We start from the raw sequence: 13,691 nt of genomic DNA on the forward strand, positions 1-13,691 counted from the left end.
CCCTCGCTTCCCGTGAAAATAGGCCCCGTAAACGGTTAAATTCGCCGCTGAAGGGGGTCGAGCGTCAGATATTCCGGACACGGTCGCCGGAGCCGTCGGACCCCGGCCGCCCTCATCGAAGTCCTTTTTTAGCGGCGACGGAAACTCGCGGGCATGGAAATCGACGCGGAGCTTCGTCGGCAGATCACGGTCTCTCTGGCGGCGGCCGCCGTTTTCATCGTCGGGCTGGTCGGGATCGGGGTCACCTTCGGCGGGTCGGCCGGACTGCCGGCGTCCGGCGCGCTCGCGCTCGTCGGACTGCTGGCCGGGTTCGTCCTGTTGATGGCGCTCGTCGGCGCGTACCTCATCCGCGCGAGCGACGAGGCGTAGGCCGGCGGCGCGGTTACTTCGTTCCGCCGGCGTCCGTGGTTTCTCCGGCGTTCGTGGATTCTCTGCCATCCGTGGCCTCGTCCGCTTCCGCCTCTCCGCTCTCGTTCTCCCCGTTCCCGGCCTCGCGCTCTCGCCAGTCGTCGATCTCGTCGGCGGCCGCGACCCGCTTCTCGTAGTACGCGAGGGGGTCGGCGGCCACCTGCATGTGGTCCTCCTCGTTGTGGCAGATCCCGTAGTTCGCCAGCGTCTCGCAGGTGGGGGGCGGGTACTGCGTGCCGCGGTCGTCTTTTAAATACTCCGTCTGGTAGCGGATCCCCTCGGCGTCGAGGCTCGTGTCGGCGCAGAACGTCACCACCTCGTCCGGGGTCATCCCGATCCCGACGAGGAACGCCATCAGCGCGAACGACTCCGGCGGCGAGAGGTCCGCGTCGCGCTCGGCCTTCTCGATCAGGTTCGTCATGCACGGCGGGAACAGCTCGGGGGCGACGACGTCGACCGGCCCCGTGTAGCTCCGCTCGGAGAGCAGGCGCTTGAGGTCGGCGACGCCCTCCTCTAACTCCGCGGCGATCCCCTCGCCGGCCGCCAGCTCGAACGGGAGCCCCTCGCGCACCCGCTCCTCGACCGCGGCCTCCAGCGCGTCCAGCAGCTCCCCGCGGGAGACGCGCACCGCGCCGTCGGCGAGCGCGCGGTTGACCAGCCGCCACGACTCGCCCCACGACGGCGACGTGAGCCGGAGGTACGGGCCGACGTCGATCCAGTAGTTGGCGGGGTCGCGGTCGGGGGCGCCGACGCCGGCGCCCGAGGCCGATCGCGGCGACTCCGGGCGGACCGCGTCGGCGAGCTCGAACTCGGCGAGCACGTCGCCGAGGGCGACGGTCGGCGTCGACACCGACCGAAGCTCGTCGTCGGTCGCGAGGTCCCCGCGGATCCGGTCGACCGCGGTCGCGGCCTCCGCGGCGGCGTACTTCTCGATGGCGGGCTCCGAGTCCAGAAGCGAGACGAGGATCCGCGCGACGGGGTACGAGAGCAGCTCCGCCTGCACGTCGTAGGCGGACTCCCCGGGGAACCCGCCGCTCTCGGACTCGACCGTCCCGTCCATCAGGGCGCGCTCGACGCGCTCGCGCCCGCGCTCGACAGCGGGCGCGTCGGCCGCGACGAGCTCCGGCAGCGACACCGCGGCGTCGGCGACGGCCTCGCGGGCGGCCGCAAAGAACGGGTACTTGGCGTCGAGCGCGTCCATGTCCGACCCGAGGTAGCGACGGGCGTCGAATAAGCGGTGCGGTCCGCGGTCGCGCTACAGCTCCCCGCGGAGGTAGTGGCCGAGGTAGCCGCCGACCACGCCCGAGCCGAGGGTGTAGGCGGCGCCGACCCCGACAACGAGGAGCGCGAAGACGCCGAACTCCGCCGGCGCTCCGGCGAACCCGAACAAGAAGAGGAGGAAGGCGACCACCGCGACGAACGGGAGCGTCATGACCGCGCCGGCGACCGCGCCCGTCTTGAGCGCGTCGGCCGACGTGCCGCCGCAGAGGTAGCCCGCGAGCGCGCCGCCGAGGACGGTCGCGAAGGGGACGAACGACAGCACCGACCCGGCGATCCCGCCCAGCAGACCGTAGAGGAGGATATCGCCCAGATCCGCGGGCGCGTCGTCCCCGGGCGAGAGGTACCCGCCCGAGTCGTCGTCCGGGTCGTATCGATCGCCGGCGACGCGGCGGTCCGAGGCGTCTCGGCTCTGCGCGTCGCTGGCAGTGGGGGCCGCTCCGGCATCACCGGTGGTCGGCTCTGCTCTCGTGTCGTCGGTGGAGGGCTCTACTCCCGCGTCGTCGGTAGAGGAATCGTCGGGGACCATGACCGCCTCACTCCTCGTCGTCCTCGGCCGGCTCGTCGCCGTCGAGCTCCTCGACGAGCGCCCCCGGTGCGTTCGACTTCACGCTGTTGAGCCCCTGTTTCGCCTTCTGCTTCGAGGCGTACCCCTGTCCGCCGTCGGCGATGACGTTGCCGTTGTCGTGGCGGAGCCGCCAGCGGTACTCGTCGGCCTTGTCCCTGAACAGCTCGAAGACGGCGTCGCTCCCGCCATCCTCGGGCGGCTCCTCGTCGCGGCTCTCGTCGATCACGTGCGCGCCCGGCGCGTTCCGCTGGACGCTCTCGATCCCCGACCTCGCGTCGCGCTTGTCCGCGTACCCCTCGCCGCCGTCGGCGATGATGTTCCCGTTGTCGTGGACGAGGCGCCAGCGCCACTGATCGGCGCTGTCGGCGTACAGCTCGAAGGCCGCCTTGCTCGCGGCGGCGTCGACGTCGACCGCGCCCTCCGCCTCGTCGAACTCGACCTCCACCTCGAAGTGGACGGTGCCGTCCTCGCGTTCGAGCTCGACCTCGACCTCGGACTCGGCGGCGGGGTCGACCGTCACCGTCCCGGCGTCGTCGACCGGGAGCGGCTCGCCGCGACCGAGCGCCTTCGCGATGCGCCGGAAGTACGTGGCCAGGGCCTGTCGACTCCGCGACCCCTTCGACTCGTGGATCGTCTCTTCGGGCATGCACGATCCGTGTCGCAGGGGGCACACAAAACGCTATGCCCGCGGGCCCGCCGCCCGTCGCTCCGCGCCGTCTCGGCCACCGCCGACGAGACCGTTATGCGTGCCGAACCGGTGGGTCACGTATGGTCACCGACGAAACGGCGGGCGACGGCGGCGGAGTCGTCCCGGGCGAGCCGGTTCGCCACGGGACCGGCGTGAACTCGAACCGCGCGTTCCCGACCGGGAGTCACCCGGCGAACCTCGACCCGTTCGTGCTGTTCGAGCGGTTCCACATCGAGCCGGACACGGGGTTCCCGATGCATCCGCACAAGGGGTTCGAGATCGTCTCGTACATGATCGAGGGCGGCATGGAGCACGCGGACTCGCTCGGCGTCGAACACACCGCCCGCGAGGACGAGGCGATGCGGATCACGGCCGGGGGCGGCATCCGTCACTCGGAGTTCCCCGCCGACGGCGCGGCGTGCAACGGGCTCCAGCTGTGGGTGAACCTCCCGCGGGACGAGAAGGATGTCGACCCCGACTACGTCGACGCGAGCGCGGCGGCGCTCCCCACCCGAGAAACCGACGGCGCGACCGTCACGACCGTCGTCGGCGAGGGGTCGCCGATCGACCTCCACACCCCGACGGAGTACCTCGACGTCCGCGTCGACGACGAGTGGACGTGGGCGGTGCCGGACGGGTGGACCGGCTTCCTCTACGGGGTCGCGGGGAGCGGGTCCGTCGAGGGCGACGCGTTCGGCGAGGGCGACGTCTTCGCGACCCGCGGGGGCGGCGAGTTCGCGGTCGCGGCCGACGGCGACCTCCGGCTCGTCGCCGTCGCGGGGCGGCCGCACGGCGAGCCGATCCGCCAGCAGGGGCCGTTCGTCCTGTAGGCGACCGCCGTGCGAGGGGGTCGCTCACTCCCGCTCGGCGATCCTACTCCCGCTCGGCGACGACGGCGATCCTACTCCCGCTCGGCGACGATCGTCTCGCCCGCGCGGACGGTGTCGCCCTCGCGCGCGAGCAGGTCGTCCTCGTCCACGTCGGCGGGGAGGATCACGTCGGCGCGCGAGCCGAACGAGACGTGGCCGACGCGCTCGCCGCGGTCGACGGCGTCGCCGGGCTCTACGGCGGGGTGGATCCGGCGGGCGAACCAGCCGGCGATGACGAGCAGCTCGTACTCGCCGAAGTCGATCGCGACCTGCTCGTTGCGGTCGGACTCCTTGCTGAACGCGGGGCGGTTCGCGCCGGGGCGGTGTCGCACCTCGCGGACCTCGCCGGCGATCGGCGCGCGGTTCACGTGGACGTCGGTGACGTTCATGAACACGCCGACCCGCAGCCGGTTCCCCTCCTCGCGAACGACCGAGACGGTGCCGTCGGCGGGCGCGACGACGGTCCCGTCGGCTTCCGGCGGCTCCCGGTCGGGGTCGCGGTGGAACCAGAGGATCCCGAGCGCGAGCGCGACGAGGGCCGCGCCGACCGGGGGGACGAGAGGGAGCGTCGCGGCCCCGACGAGGGCGGGGACGAGCGCGAGCCGCCACGCCTCGTCGACGACGTGGAACGGGAGGACGCGCGCGAGGGGCGGGTTCCGGGCCATCGTCAGGCCTCCACCGGGTCGCGGAGGTCGGGTCGGAGCTCCGTTCGGCCGGCCGCCCACGCCCCGAGCAGGTGCGTGAGGTGGATCCGGTCGTCGAGGCCGCCGGTGAGGTCGAGGTCGGCCTCGCCGGCGAGCACGTGGAGCCGCGCGAGGTCGTCGCCGCCGTACTCGGAGCCGGCGCGGGCGACCCGCAGGACCTCCCGGAGGAGCTCCTCGCCGTCGTACCCGCCGTCGTCGAGCAGGTCGTCGAGGGCGGACCGCGCGTCCTTCAGGTCGCCGGCGCGGGCGTCGGCGAGCGCCTCGCGGATCGCGTCGTCGTCGCCGACCTCGCCGAGCGTCTCGTAGGCGGTCGACATCGTGATCTCGCCGCCCTCGACCGCGGTCGCCTGCGCAGAGAGGACCGCCTCGCGGAGGTCGCCGCCGGCCGCGCTGGCGACGAACTCCAGCCCGTCGCCGTCGTAGTCGACGCCCTCGCGCTCGCAGATCGTCTCGAGGACGTCGATCGTCTCGTCGGTGGTCGGCGCGCGCACCCGCACCGGGAAGCAGCGCGACCGGATCGGCGCGATGAGCTTCGACGGCTGGCGGGTGGCGATCACGAACTGCGTGGTCCGGTGGTGCTTCTCCATCACGCGCCGGAGGGCCTGCTGGAAGTCCTCGCGGATCGACTCGGCGTTGTCGAGCAGGACCGTCTTGTACTCGCCCGACATCGGGGCGTACGACGCCGACTCCTTCAGCACGCGGTTGATCATGTCGCGTTTCGCCATCCGGCTCCGCCCCTGCAGGAACCCCTCGAAGCGCGGGTCGGTCCGGATCTCCTTTTTCGTCCGGCCGAAGAAGTCGGCGACGTTGATTTCGATCAGGTCGCTCTCGGGGTTCTCGTGGGCGGCGCGGGTCAGCGCGCGCGTCGCCGCCGTCTTCCCGACCCCCGGCGGTCCCTGCACGACGAGGTTCATCGGCTCGTCGACCGCGCGCTCCAGCCGCTCGCGGGCCTCGTCCTGGCGGATCTCGTCGAGCGCGGGAGCGTGCGCGTCGATCCACAGCGGTCCGTCCATGCCGTGTGGGTCCGGGCCGGGCGCTCAAGAATCGGTCGGTCGGTGCGCCGACGCGGCGAGTCGGGGGCGCCGTCCTCGGCGGCCGTCCGGACCCCGATCGACCCCAATTTGTTACGATCGCCCCCGCCCAAATCGTTCAGAAATGGTGTGTCGACGGCGTCCCGAAGCGGGCGTATATTTCCTCTTTCCCACGAAGAGCCCGTTTACGGCGGTTTAGTCTGCGATCCGTTTTTTAATAATATTTTGAGTAAATAAACATCAATCGTTAAGTATGGGGCATCCGAACCCGTGGACACATGTCACGTGACAACAGCGCAAGTTCGGAGGACCGACTCACCCGTCGCCACTACGTGGCCGGCGCCGGGTCCCTCGCGACCGTGGGGATCGCCGGCTGTTCCGGCGGTGGCGACGGCGGCGACGGGAGCGACGGAAGCGACGGAAGCGACGGCAGTGACGGAAGCGACGGCAGTGACGGAAGCGACGGGAGCGACGGCGGCTCCGGCGACCCCGTCGAAGTGCTTCACGGCTGGACCGGCGGCGACGGCGCCGCGGCGGCCGAGGCGCTCGAGGAGGCGTTCAACGAGGCCCACTCCGACGTCGGCCTCGAGATGAACCCCATCGGCGGCGGCGGCAATCAGAACCTCGACGCCGTGGTCGCGAACCGGCTCCAGAGCGACGACCCGCCGGGGGCGTTCGCCAACTGGCCCGGCCCGAACCTCCTCCGCTACGAGGGCGTCCTCGGCAGCGTCGACGACGTCTGGGAGGAGAACGACTTCGAGGACGTGATGGTCGAGGAGGCGATCGACCTCCACAAGCAGGGCGGCAGCTACCGCGCCGTGCCGCTCGGCTCCCACCGACTGAACTGCCTCTTCTACAACGTCTCCGTCGTCGAGGACGCGGGGATCGACGTCGACTCCCTCAACAGCCCCTCGGCGCTCATCGACGCCTTCGAGACGGTCTCCAGCGAGACCGACGCGATTCCGATGACTCACGGGATGTCCGGCACGTGGACGACGACGCAGCTGTGGGGCGCCGTGATGCTCGGCGAGAACGGCTACCAGCCGTACATGGACTTCCTCAGCGGTGAGGGCGACGAAAGCGCCGTCCGTGCGGCGTTCGAGCGGACCGCGGAGATGCTGGAGAACTACATCAGCGACGACGCGTCTTCGATCGGTCTGACCCAGTCGAACCAGAACATCATCAACGGCAACGCCGCCTTCATCCACCAGGGCAACTGGGCGGCCGGCGCGTTCCGGAACGCCGAGGACTTCGAGTACGAAGACGACTGGGGCTTCAAGACGTTCCCCGGAACCGAGGGCATGTACACCCTCCACTTCGACTCGTTCCTCTACCCGGCTGACAACCCGACGCCCGAGGCGTCGAAGACCTGGGAGGCGTTCGTCGGCAGTCCGGAGGCCCAGATCGCGTTCAATCAGTTCAAGGGGTCGATCCCGACCCGGACGGACGTGAGCATGGACGAGTTCGGTCCGTACCTCCAGGAGACGGCCGAGGACTTCGCCAACGCGGAGTACCGGCCGCCGAACCTCCAGCACGGGCTCGGGGTCCCCTCCGAGACGATGACGGCGCTCAACGAGGTCATCTCCTCCGAGTTCACCGGCCCGTACAACGTCGACGCGGCGACGCAGGGCTTCCTGGACGCGGTGTCGAACTGAGCTCCACGCGATGCTCGATTTTTACCGTCGATTGTACCGGACGATCAGGCCCTCCTCGGGGGACGACGATGGAGAGGTCCGCGCGGACGGCGGCGTCGTGAGCGACGGCGCCGCCGGGTCCGCGGCCGAACCGGAGCGGGACCTCGTGGCCCGTATTAAGTCGGCGCTCGACCGCCGCTTCGGAAGCGACTTCATCGAGTCGTCCGTCTTCTGGCTCCCGCCGTTCCTGCTGATGGGGCTGTTCGTCTACGGTGCGGTCATCTGGAACCTCCTCATCTCGTTGACCGACTACGAGCGCTTCGCGAACGCCCCGGACTACTCGAACCTCGACTTCGAGATGTACACCCGGGCGCTCGCGGACTCCGGGTTCATCGACGCCGCGATCAACACGCTCATCCTGCTCGTCGCGTTCACCGCCGGGACGCTCGCGGTCGGCCTCGTGCTGGCGATCCTGATCGACAGGGGGATCCGGTTCGAGAACACGTTCCGGACGATCTACCTCCTGCCGATGAGCCTCTCGTTCGTGGTGACGGCCCAGTTCTGGCTGTGGATCTACAACTACAACAACGGGATCGCCAACAGCGTCATCGGGACGTTCGGACTCGGCCCGGTGAGCTGGCTCGGTAACCAAGAGATCGTCCTCTACGCGGTCATCTTCGCGTTGATGTGGCAGTTCTCGGGATACGCGATGGTCGTGTACCTCGCCGGCCTCCGCGCGATCCCGACGGAGCACTACGAGGCGGCCAAGGTCGACGGCGCGTCCACGCTGAAGATGTACTGGCGCGTGATCATTCCCCAGCTGAAGGGCGCGACCATCAGCGCCGCCGTGGTGCTGATGGTGTTCGGGATGAAGGCCTTCGACTTCCTCTACTCGCTGGTGGGGGGATACCGGCCGCCGAACGGCGCTGACATCCTAGCGACGAAGATGGTGCGCGAGGCGTACGCGAACCTCAACTGGGCGTACGGGTCGGCGATCGCCATCGTCCTGTTCGGGATGGCGCTCAGCGTCATCGGCCCCTACCTCGTGTACGAGTACCGGAGGGACAACTTATGAGCGACGCAGAACCTCGGACCGACGGCGGCGCAACGGCGACGACGACGGCGCGACTTCGCCGGAAGGTCGACCGGCTGACGGTCGAAGACGTCGGCCTGTACGTCGTTTTGGCCCTCGCGGCTGCGTTCTACCTCGTCCCGATCGAATCCGGGCTGGTGACGTCGTTCAAGACCGGCACCGCGATCATCGAGACGGCGCCGTTCGCCCCGCCCGGCCCGTCCGGGCTCACGTTCGAGAAGTGGCGGACGGCGATCGACGTCCTGTTGCGCGGCATGGGGAACAGCCTGCTGTACGCCGTGCCCGCGACGGTGATCTCGGCGTTCGTCGGGAGCATCACGGCGTACGGCCTGACGATTCCGACGTGGAAGAAGTCGTACAAGGCGGTGGTGCTCATGCTCATCATCGCCGGGATCTTCATCCCGTACCAGGCCGTGCTGGTCCCGCTGACCCAGTTCTGGTCGCAGTGGGCCCAGCTCACCGATCTGCTGTCGTTCGTCTGGGCGCTCGGCATCCCGAACGACTACGTCGGTATCATCGAACTGGTGATCACCCACGTCGCCTACGGGATCCCCATCTGTACGCTCCTGTTCCGGACGTACTACAAGACGATGAGCGACGAGATGATCGAGTCGGCCCGCCTCGACGGGGCGACGCTCCGCCGGGTGTACCGGCGGATCGTCCTCCCGCTCTCGGGACCGATGTTCGCCGTCGTCCTCATCTATCAGTTCACCCAGATATGGAACGACCTCCTCTTCACGCTGGTGCTCGTCTCCACCGAGTCGAGCCCCGCGGCGCCCGTCGTGCTGATCCTGGCGGGCCTCGGGACCTCGATGGAGGGGCAGGACTTCGCGCTCCGGATGGCCGGAGCGTTCTTCGCGGCGCTGCCGACGCTGGCGGTGTACATCTTCTTCGGCGAGGAGTTCGCCGAGGGGGTGGCGGCGTGACCCGCACGCCCGATCCGTCCGGCGGCGGAGACCGTTCGGCGGGAGATTCGGCGCGTCGCGCACACGACCACTCATCGACCACAACTCAAAGATATGGCAACGCTTGAACTCGACTCGATAACGAAGACGTTCCAGGACGGCGACGAGGAGATCGTCGCGGTCGACGATGTTTCGCTGTCGATCGACGACGGCGAGTTCCTCGTCGTCGTCGGTCCGTCCGGCTGCGGGAAGTCCACGACGCTCCGGATGATCGCCGGCTTAGAGACGATCACGTCCGGCACGCTCAGCATCGACGACCGCGTCGTCAACGACGTGAAATCCCAGGACCGGGACATCGCGATGGTGTTCCAGTCGTACGCGCTCTACCCGCATATGAGCGTCCGACAGAACATGTCGTTCGGTCTCGAAGAGTCGACGGACCTCCCGGACGACGATATCAACCGGATGGTGTCCGAGACGGGCGAGATGCTCGGTATCTCGGACCTGCTCGATCGGAAGCCGAGCGACCTCTCCGGGGGTCAACAGCAGCGCGTCGCGCTCGGTCGCGCCATCGTCCGCGACCCCGAGGTGTTCCTGATGGACGAGCCGCTCAGCAACCTCGACGCGAAGCTCCGCGCGGAGATGCGCACCGAGCTCCAGCGGCTCCAGAACGACCTCGGCGTGACGACGGTGTACGTCACCCACGACCAGACCGAGGCGATGACGATGGGCGACCGGATCGCCATCCTCGACGGCGGCGAACTCCAGCAGATCGCGACGCCGCTGGAGTGTTACCACGAGCCGGCTAACCGGTTCGTCGCGAGCTTCCTCGGCGAGCCGTCGATGAACTTCTTCGACGTGACGCTCGACGGCGACCGCCTCGTCGGCGAGGTCTTCGAGTACCCGATCGCCGAGGGGGTCCGGTCGGACCTCGGCGCCGCGACCGACCTCGTCCTCGGGATCCGTCCCGAGGCGGTGGAGCTCGTCGACGACGGCGGCGCCCACGAGTTCGAGACGACTGTCGACGTCGTCGAGCCGATGGGCGACGAGAACACCGTGTATCTTCACTTCGACCCCGACGCGGACCCCGAGACCGCGGCGACGCTCGTCGCGACGATCGACGGGTTCAACCGCGTCAGCGAGGGCGACGCGGTGACCGCGCGCATCCCGGAGGACGCGATCCACCTCTTCGACCGAGCCACGGGCGAGGCGCTCCACAACCGGTCGATGGCGGACGCGGCCGAGCAGATCGACCTCTAACTCGACGCTCGTCCCGCCGCTCCCTTTTCGAGCATCTCGATCGGCCCGCCGCTCACCAGTACCGGGTCCGATCGACGCCCTCCGCGAGCAGCGCCGCGGCGGCGACGTGGGCGTAGGCGCCCCACGCGAGCGCGAGGAGCGCCGCCGCGCTTCTCGCGGCCGTCGCCGCGAGCCCGGTCCACGCGACGACGACGAGGACGGTCCCGCCCACCCACGCGAGGAAGTACGAGCTCGAGGCCGTCCCGCGGAGGGCGTCCCGCCGGAGTCCGGCGCGGAGCCCCTCCCGCACGCTCGCGGCGGCCGCCGACGGGAAGAGGTACGCGCAGACGACCGTGACGAGCAGCGCGGCGGTCGCCAGCGTCGCGAGCGTCACGCCGCCCAGCGCGCCCGGGGCCGTCCCCCTCGCGACGACGTAGCTGACGGCGACGACGGTGACGACCGCGGGCGAGAGGTAGACGGCGCCGACGCCGAACAGGCGCCCGGCGAGCCGCGCCGTGACGGCCGACGCGACGCGCGGGAACCCCTCGCCCGCGAGGACGCCGCCGACGAGGCCGAGAAACGCGGCGAGCGGGCCGGCGGCGAGCAGGAGGGGGGCCAGCAGCGCCCAGTCCGGCCAGAGCCCCGCCGCCGTTCGGAGCAGCGCGCCGGCGAGCAGCAGCGTCGCGAGGCACTTCGCCGTGCCGTTCCGCCGGGCCCGATCGGCGAACGGGTACCGGAGGGCTTCGAGGAACATCACTCGCCCTCCGGCCGCTCGACGGCGGCGCGTCTCCGTCGGTCGTCGCCGCCGCGTCCCGACCGCCCGGCCGTCGATATCGACGCGTCCGATCGCGTCGCCGCCGGCTCGCGATCCGATGTCGATCGCGCCCGCCGCGGGAGACGCCGGTCGGTCACTCCCGGATCCGTTCGACCTCGCGCCGGACTCCCTCGCGGACCCGGTCGGCGACGTCGTCGCCGGCCCGGTCGACGGTCTCGGCGTCCTCGGTCTCCAGCAGGCGGTCGAGCTTCCGCTCGAACTCCCGCTCGTCGATCTCGCCGCGCGCGTAGCGCTCGCGGAGGGCGTCGAGAGCGGGGTCGGCGTCCGAGCCCTCGTCGCCGCCGTCTCGGTCGGGGAGGGGCCGCGTCAGCGTGTGGAGCACGGGGAGCGCGACGAACAGCCCGAAGAACCAGACCAGCGGGAGGCTCCACCAGAGCCCGGTGACGAACGGGGCGGCGACGCCGGCGCCCACGACGAGGAGCGCGAACACCCGTCGCCAGCGGTGGCGGAGGTTCCACGCGATCCGTGCGGGGAGCCCGGTCATGATCGGGTCGACGACTGCGAGGGGGAAATCGGTTTCGTCGCGGGGCGGCGGCGCCCTCCGGGTCCGGTGCAGACGGGCCGCTCCCGCACCGGCCCTCATCCGCAGTCGAAGACGATCTGATCGCCCGGCTCGACGCCGTGGCGCTCGCTCCACCCGCGCGGCACTTCGAGGACGTACCGACCGGTGCCGCGGTACCGCGTGAGCGGCGCCGACTCCGGCTCCGCCCCGTGGATCGTCGTGACCGTCCCGTTCGGGGCGACGAAGACGATGTCGAGCCCGAACGCCATCTCCCGCATCACGTAGGCGCGCTCGGCGGCGTCGTCGTGGACGAACAGCATCCCCTCGTCCTCTGCCAGTTCCTCGGTCGCGGAGAGCCCGACGTACCGCTTCACGAACCCGTCGGCGACGCGGGCCTCCACCGTCGCGAGCGACTCGCCGGTCTCGCCGTCGACGGCCTCGACGGTCGTCGTCTCGTAGCCGGTGATCAGGAGGGCCGGGTTCGCCGCGGCGACGGCGACCGCGACGAGGACGATCAGCGCGAGGCCGGCGGCGACCCCGACGAGGCGGCGGTTCACGGTGGACCGTCGCGTCGGAGAAAGAAACCGTTTTCCGCTCCGGACGGGTTGCAACCCGTGAGGGCTCGTGGTCTAGCTGGTTATGACGCGGCCTTTACAAGGCTGAGATCGGCGGTTCGAACCCGCCCGAGCCCACTACCGGCGCCGCGAACACCACGTGAGCGGCGCCGCTATGACTGTCCGAGGGCGTGGTTCGAATCAGAGAGCGGGAGGTGAGCGAGCGTAGCGAGCGAACGGGAGCGACACTGGTTCGAACCCGCCCGGGCCCGCTGTCGCTGTCGCGAGCACCCCCGCGACCGACGGCGACACACGACTCGACCGAGCCGTCCCGACTCGCGGTCAGGACAGGTGACAGAAGTACCAGTCGCCGTCGTACCGGACCAGCGGCGCGGCCTCGTCGCCGCCGGTCGAGAGCCGGTCTCGGAGGGCGCCGAACGGCTCCGAGTACGGCTCGCACTCGGCGTACGTCCCGTCGATGGCCCGGTCCACGACGTCTCGCTGGTCGGCCGAGAGAGAGTCGAGGACGACGCCGCGCCGCTCGCCGACGTGTGCCCTGAACTCGTCCGGCGACGTCGCGACGCGTTCGGTTCGGACGGTCGCGCTCGCGATCTCGACGGGCCGCCGCTCCTCGAAGATCACCCGAATCGGGACCCCGTCCCACTCCAGATAGCGCGCGTCCGCTTCGGGGACGAACGCCGACCGGTCTCGCGCGTCGGCGTCTTCGTACGCGAACACGACCGAGAACGACGTGTAGTGCGGCGCGTGGAGGAGTCCCGGATTCCCGATCGCGCCGCGGAGCGACTCGCGGTCGTGAGCGGGCACCTCCGCGACCGAGCGGACCGGCCCGCCCCCGGGGAGCGCGGAGTCGTCGACGTCGATTTCGACCACGTACTCGTACCCGGTCGTCTGCATCCGGTCGTGCTCCGTCACCCGAAGCCGGTAGTAGTCCGGTCCGGGACCCGCGACGACGAACTCCGTCCGCGGGTCGGGGCGGTAGTACCCGCGGGCCGTCGCTTCGCCGGTCTCGGTTTCCAGCGCGTCCGCGACGGGGACCCGCGTCGCGTGCGGCAGCATGTCGAGCGGCCTACTGAACTCGTTCGAGACGCCGGTCGCGGTCGCGTCGTCCAGATCGAGGGTCCCCTCGTTCGAGCCCGGACAGCGGTCCGACCGCGAGATCGGCGAGAGACACCCCGAGAGGGAGGCGGCGCCGACGCCGCCGATCGCCCGCAGCGCTCGTCGCCGAGTGATATCCGTTGGAGGGCGGTTCACAGCGGGAGATCGGTCGCTCCGGTGATATATCCGCGGGTGTCGCTTCCGCCCCGTCGCACGCGACGGACGACCGATCCCCACTGCGGGGGTCTCCGCTCCGACCGCACGGGG

Annotated in this window: 15 protein-coding genes and 1 tRNA gene; 7 read left to right on the plus strand and 9 right to left on the minus strand. The window is 70.3% G+C overall.

The genetic code is table 11. From position 1 onward, the window contains the following. The first annotated feature begins 153 nt into the window (after positions 1-153). The gene (locus DJ74_RS07775; RefSeq protein WP_094525149.1) at positions 154-369 is read left to right on the plus strand and encodes a hypothetical protein; all 216 of its coding nucleotides are present in this window, start codon (positions 154-156) and stop codon (positions 367-369) included. A 13-nt stretch (positions 370-382) separates the two neighbouring features. Here DJ74_RS07775 and DJ74_RS07780 read toward each other — a convergent pair whose 3' ends face one another. The 3 genes from DJ74_RS07780 to DJ74_RS07790 are packed head-to-tail and all read right to left on the minus strand — an operon-like array spanning position 383 to position 2,900. After that, complete coding sequence (locus DJ74_RS07780; protein WP_094526878.1) at positions 383-1,609, minus strand: DNA primase; 1,227 nt, start codon at positions 1,607-1,609, stop codon at positions 383-385. A gap of 54 nt (positions 1,610-1,663) precedes the next feature. After that, positions 1,664-2,215 (minus strand): DUF5518 domain-containing protein, encoded by a 552-nt coding sequence (locus tag DJ74_RS19610; protein WP_249269145.1) that lies wholly within the window; start codon positions 2,213-2,215, stop codon positions 1,664-1,666. A gap of 7 nt (positions 2,216-2,222) precedes the next feature. Beyond that, positions 2,223-2,900 (minus strand): HVO_2922 family protein, encoded by a 678-nt coding sequence (locus DJ74_RS07790; protein ID WP_094526879.1) that lies wholly within the window; start codon positions 2,898-2,900, stop codon positions 2,223-2,225. A gap of 122 nt (positions 2,901-3,022) precedes the next feature. Between DJ74_RS07790 and DJ74_RS07795 the strand changes: the two genes are divergently transcribed. Further along, complete coding sequence (locus DJ74_RS07795) at positions 3,023-3,772, plus strand: pirin family protein (protein ID WP_094526880.1); 750 nt, start codon at positions 3,023-3,025, stop codon at positions 3,770-3,772. Positions 3,773-3,843: 71 nt separating this feature from the next. Here DJ74_RS07795 and DJ74_RS07800 read toward each other — a convergent pair whose 3' ends face one another. Both DJ74_RS07800 and DJ74_RS07805 read right to left on the minus strand, forming a co-directional pair. Beyond that, positions 3,844-4,476, minus strand: coding sequence for a protein sorting system archaetidylserine decarboxylase (locus DJ74_RS07800; RefSeq protein ID WP_094526881.1), 633 nt, complete (start codon positions 4,474-4,476; stop codon positions 3,844-3,846). 2 nt (positions 4,477-4,478) lie between these two features. Then, complete coding sequence (locus DJ74_RS07805) at positions 4,479-5,528, minus strand: AAA family ATPase (protein WP_094526882.1); 1,050 nt, start codon at positions 5,526-5,528, stop codon at positions 4,479-4,481. Between the two features lie 515 nt (positions 5,529-6,043). Between DJ74_RS07805 and DJ74_RS07810 the strand changes: the two genes are divergently transcribed. The 4 genes from DJ74_RS07810 to DJ74_RS07825 all read left to right on the plus strand — a co-directional run bounded on the left by DJ74_RS07810 (position 6,044) and on the right by DJ74_RS07825 (position 10,438). Beyond that, the gene (locus DJ74_RS07810; protein ID WP_094526920.1) at positions 6,044-7,201 is read left to right on the plus strand and encodes an ABC transporter substrate-binding protein; all 1,158 of its coding nucleotides are present in this window, start codon (positions 6,044-6,046) and stop codon (positions 7,199-7,201) included. A 10-nt stretch (positions 7,202-7,211) separates the two neighbouring features. Continuing rightward, entirely contained in the window at positions 7,212-8,255 is a 1,044-nt protein-coding gene (locus DJ74_RS07815) for a carbohydrate ABC transporter permease (RefSeq protein ID WP_094526883.1), read from the plus strand. Then, positions 8,252-9,199 (plus strand): carbohydrate ABC transporter permease, encoded by a 948-nt coding sequence (locus DJ74_RS07820; RefSeq protein WP_094526884.1) that lies wholly within the window; start codon positions 8,252-8,254, stop codon positions 9,197-9,199. The genes DJ74_RS07815 and DJ74_RS07820 overlap by 4 nt, the downstream gene beginning before the upstream one ends. A gap of 93 nt (positions 9,200-9,292) precedes the next feature. Then, a complete protein-coding gene (locus DJ74_RS07825; protein ID WP_094525157.1) occupies positions 9,293-10,438 on the plus strand; it encodes an ABC transporter ATP-binding protein in 1,146 nt (381 codons plus the stop codon). Between the two features lie 52 nt (positions 10,439-10,490). On the opposite strand, the gene DJ74_RS07830 is transcribed toward DJ74_RS07825, so the two are convergent. From DJ74_RS07830 to DJ74_RS07840, 3 genes are all read right to left on the minus strand, one after another. Continuing rightward, on the minus strand, positions 10,491-11,171 hold the full coding sequence (locus tag DJ74_RS07830; RefSeq protein WP_094526885.1) for a DUF4013 domain-containing protein: 681 nt from the start codon (positions 11,169-11,171) through the stop codon (positions 10,491-10,493). A gap of 154 nt (positions 11,172-11,325) precedes the next feature. Continuing rightward, positions 11,326-11,736, minus strand: coding sequence for an SHOCT domain-containing protein (locus tag DJ74_RS07835; RefSeq protein ID WP_094525159.1), 411 nt, complete (start codon positions 11,734-11,736; stop codon positions 11,326-11,328). A 95-nt stretch (positions 11,737-11,831) separates the two neighbouring features. After that, positions 11,832-12,311 (minus strand): DUF192 domain-containing protein, encoded by a 480-nt coding sequence (locus tag DJ74_RS07840; RefSeq protein WP_094525160.1) that lies wholly within the window; start codon positions 12,309-12,311, stop codon positions 11,832-11,834. A gap of 61 nt (positions 12,312-12,372) precedes the next feature. On the opposite strand from DJ74_RS07840, the gene DJ74_RS07845 reads away from it, so the two are divergent. Next, positions 12,373-12,446 (plus strand) — tRNA-Val (locus DJ74_RS07845). Between the two features lie 204 nt (positions 12,447-12,650). Here the strand turns inward: DJ74_RS07845 and DJ74_RS07850 are convergent. Further along, positions 12,651-13,580, minus strand: coding sequence for a hypothetical protein (locus DJ74_RS07850; protein ID WP_094526886.1), 930 nt, complete (start codon positions 13,578-13,580; stop codon positions 12,651-12,653). Positions 13,581-13,691: the final 111 nt, after the last annotated feature.

The sequence above is a fragment of the Halorubrum sp. Ea8 genome (assembly GCF_002252925.1).
GTDB lineage: Archaea > Halobacteriota > Halobacteria > Halobacteriales > Haloferacaceae > Halorubrum.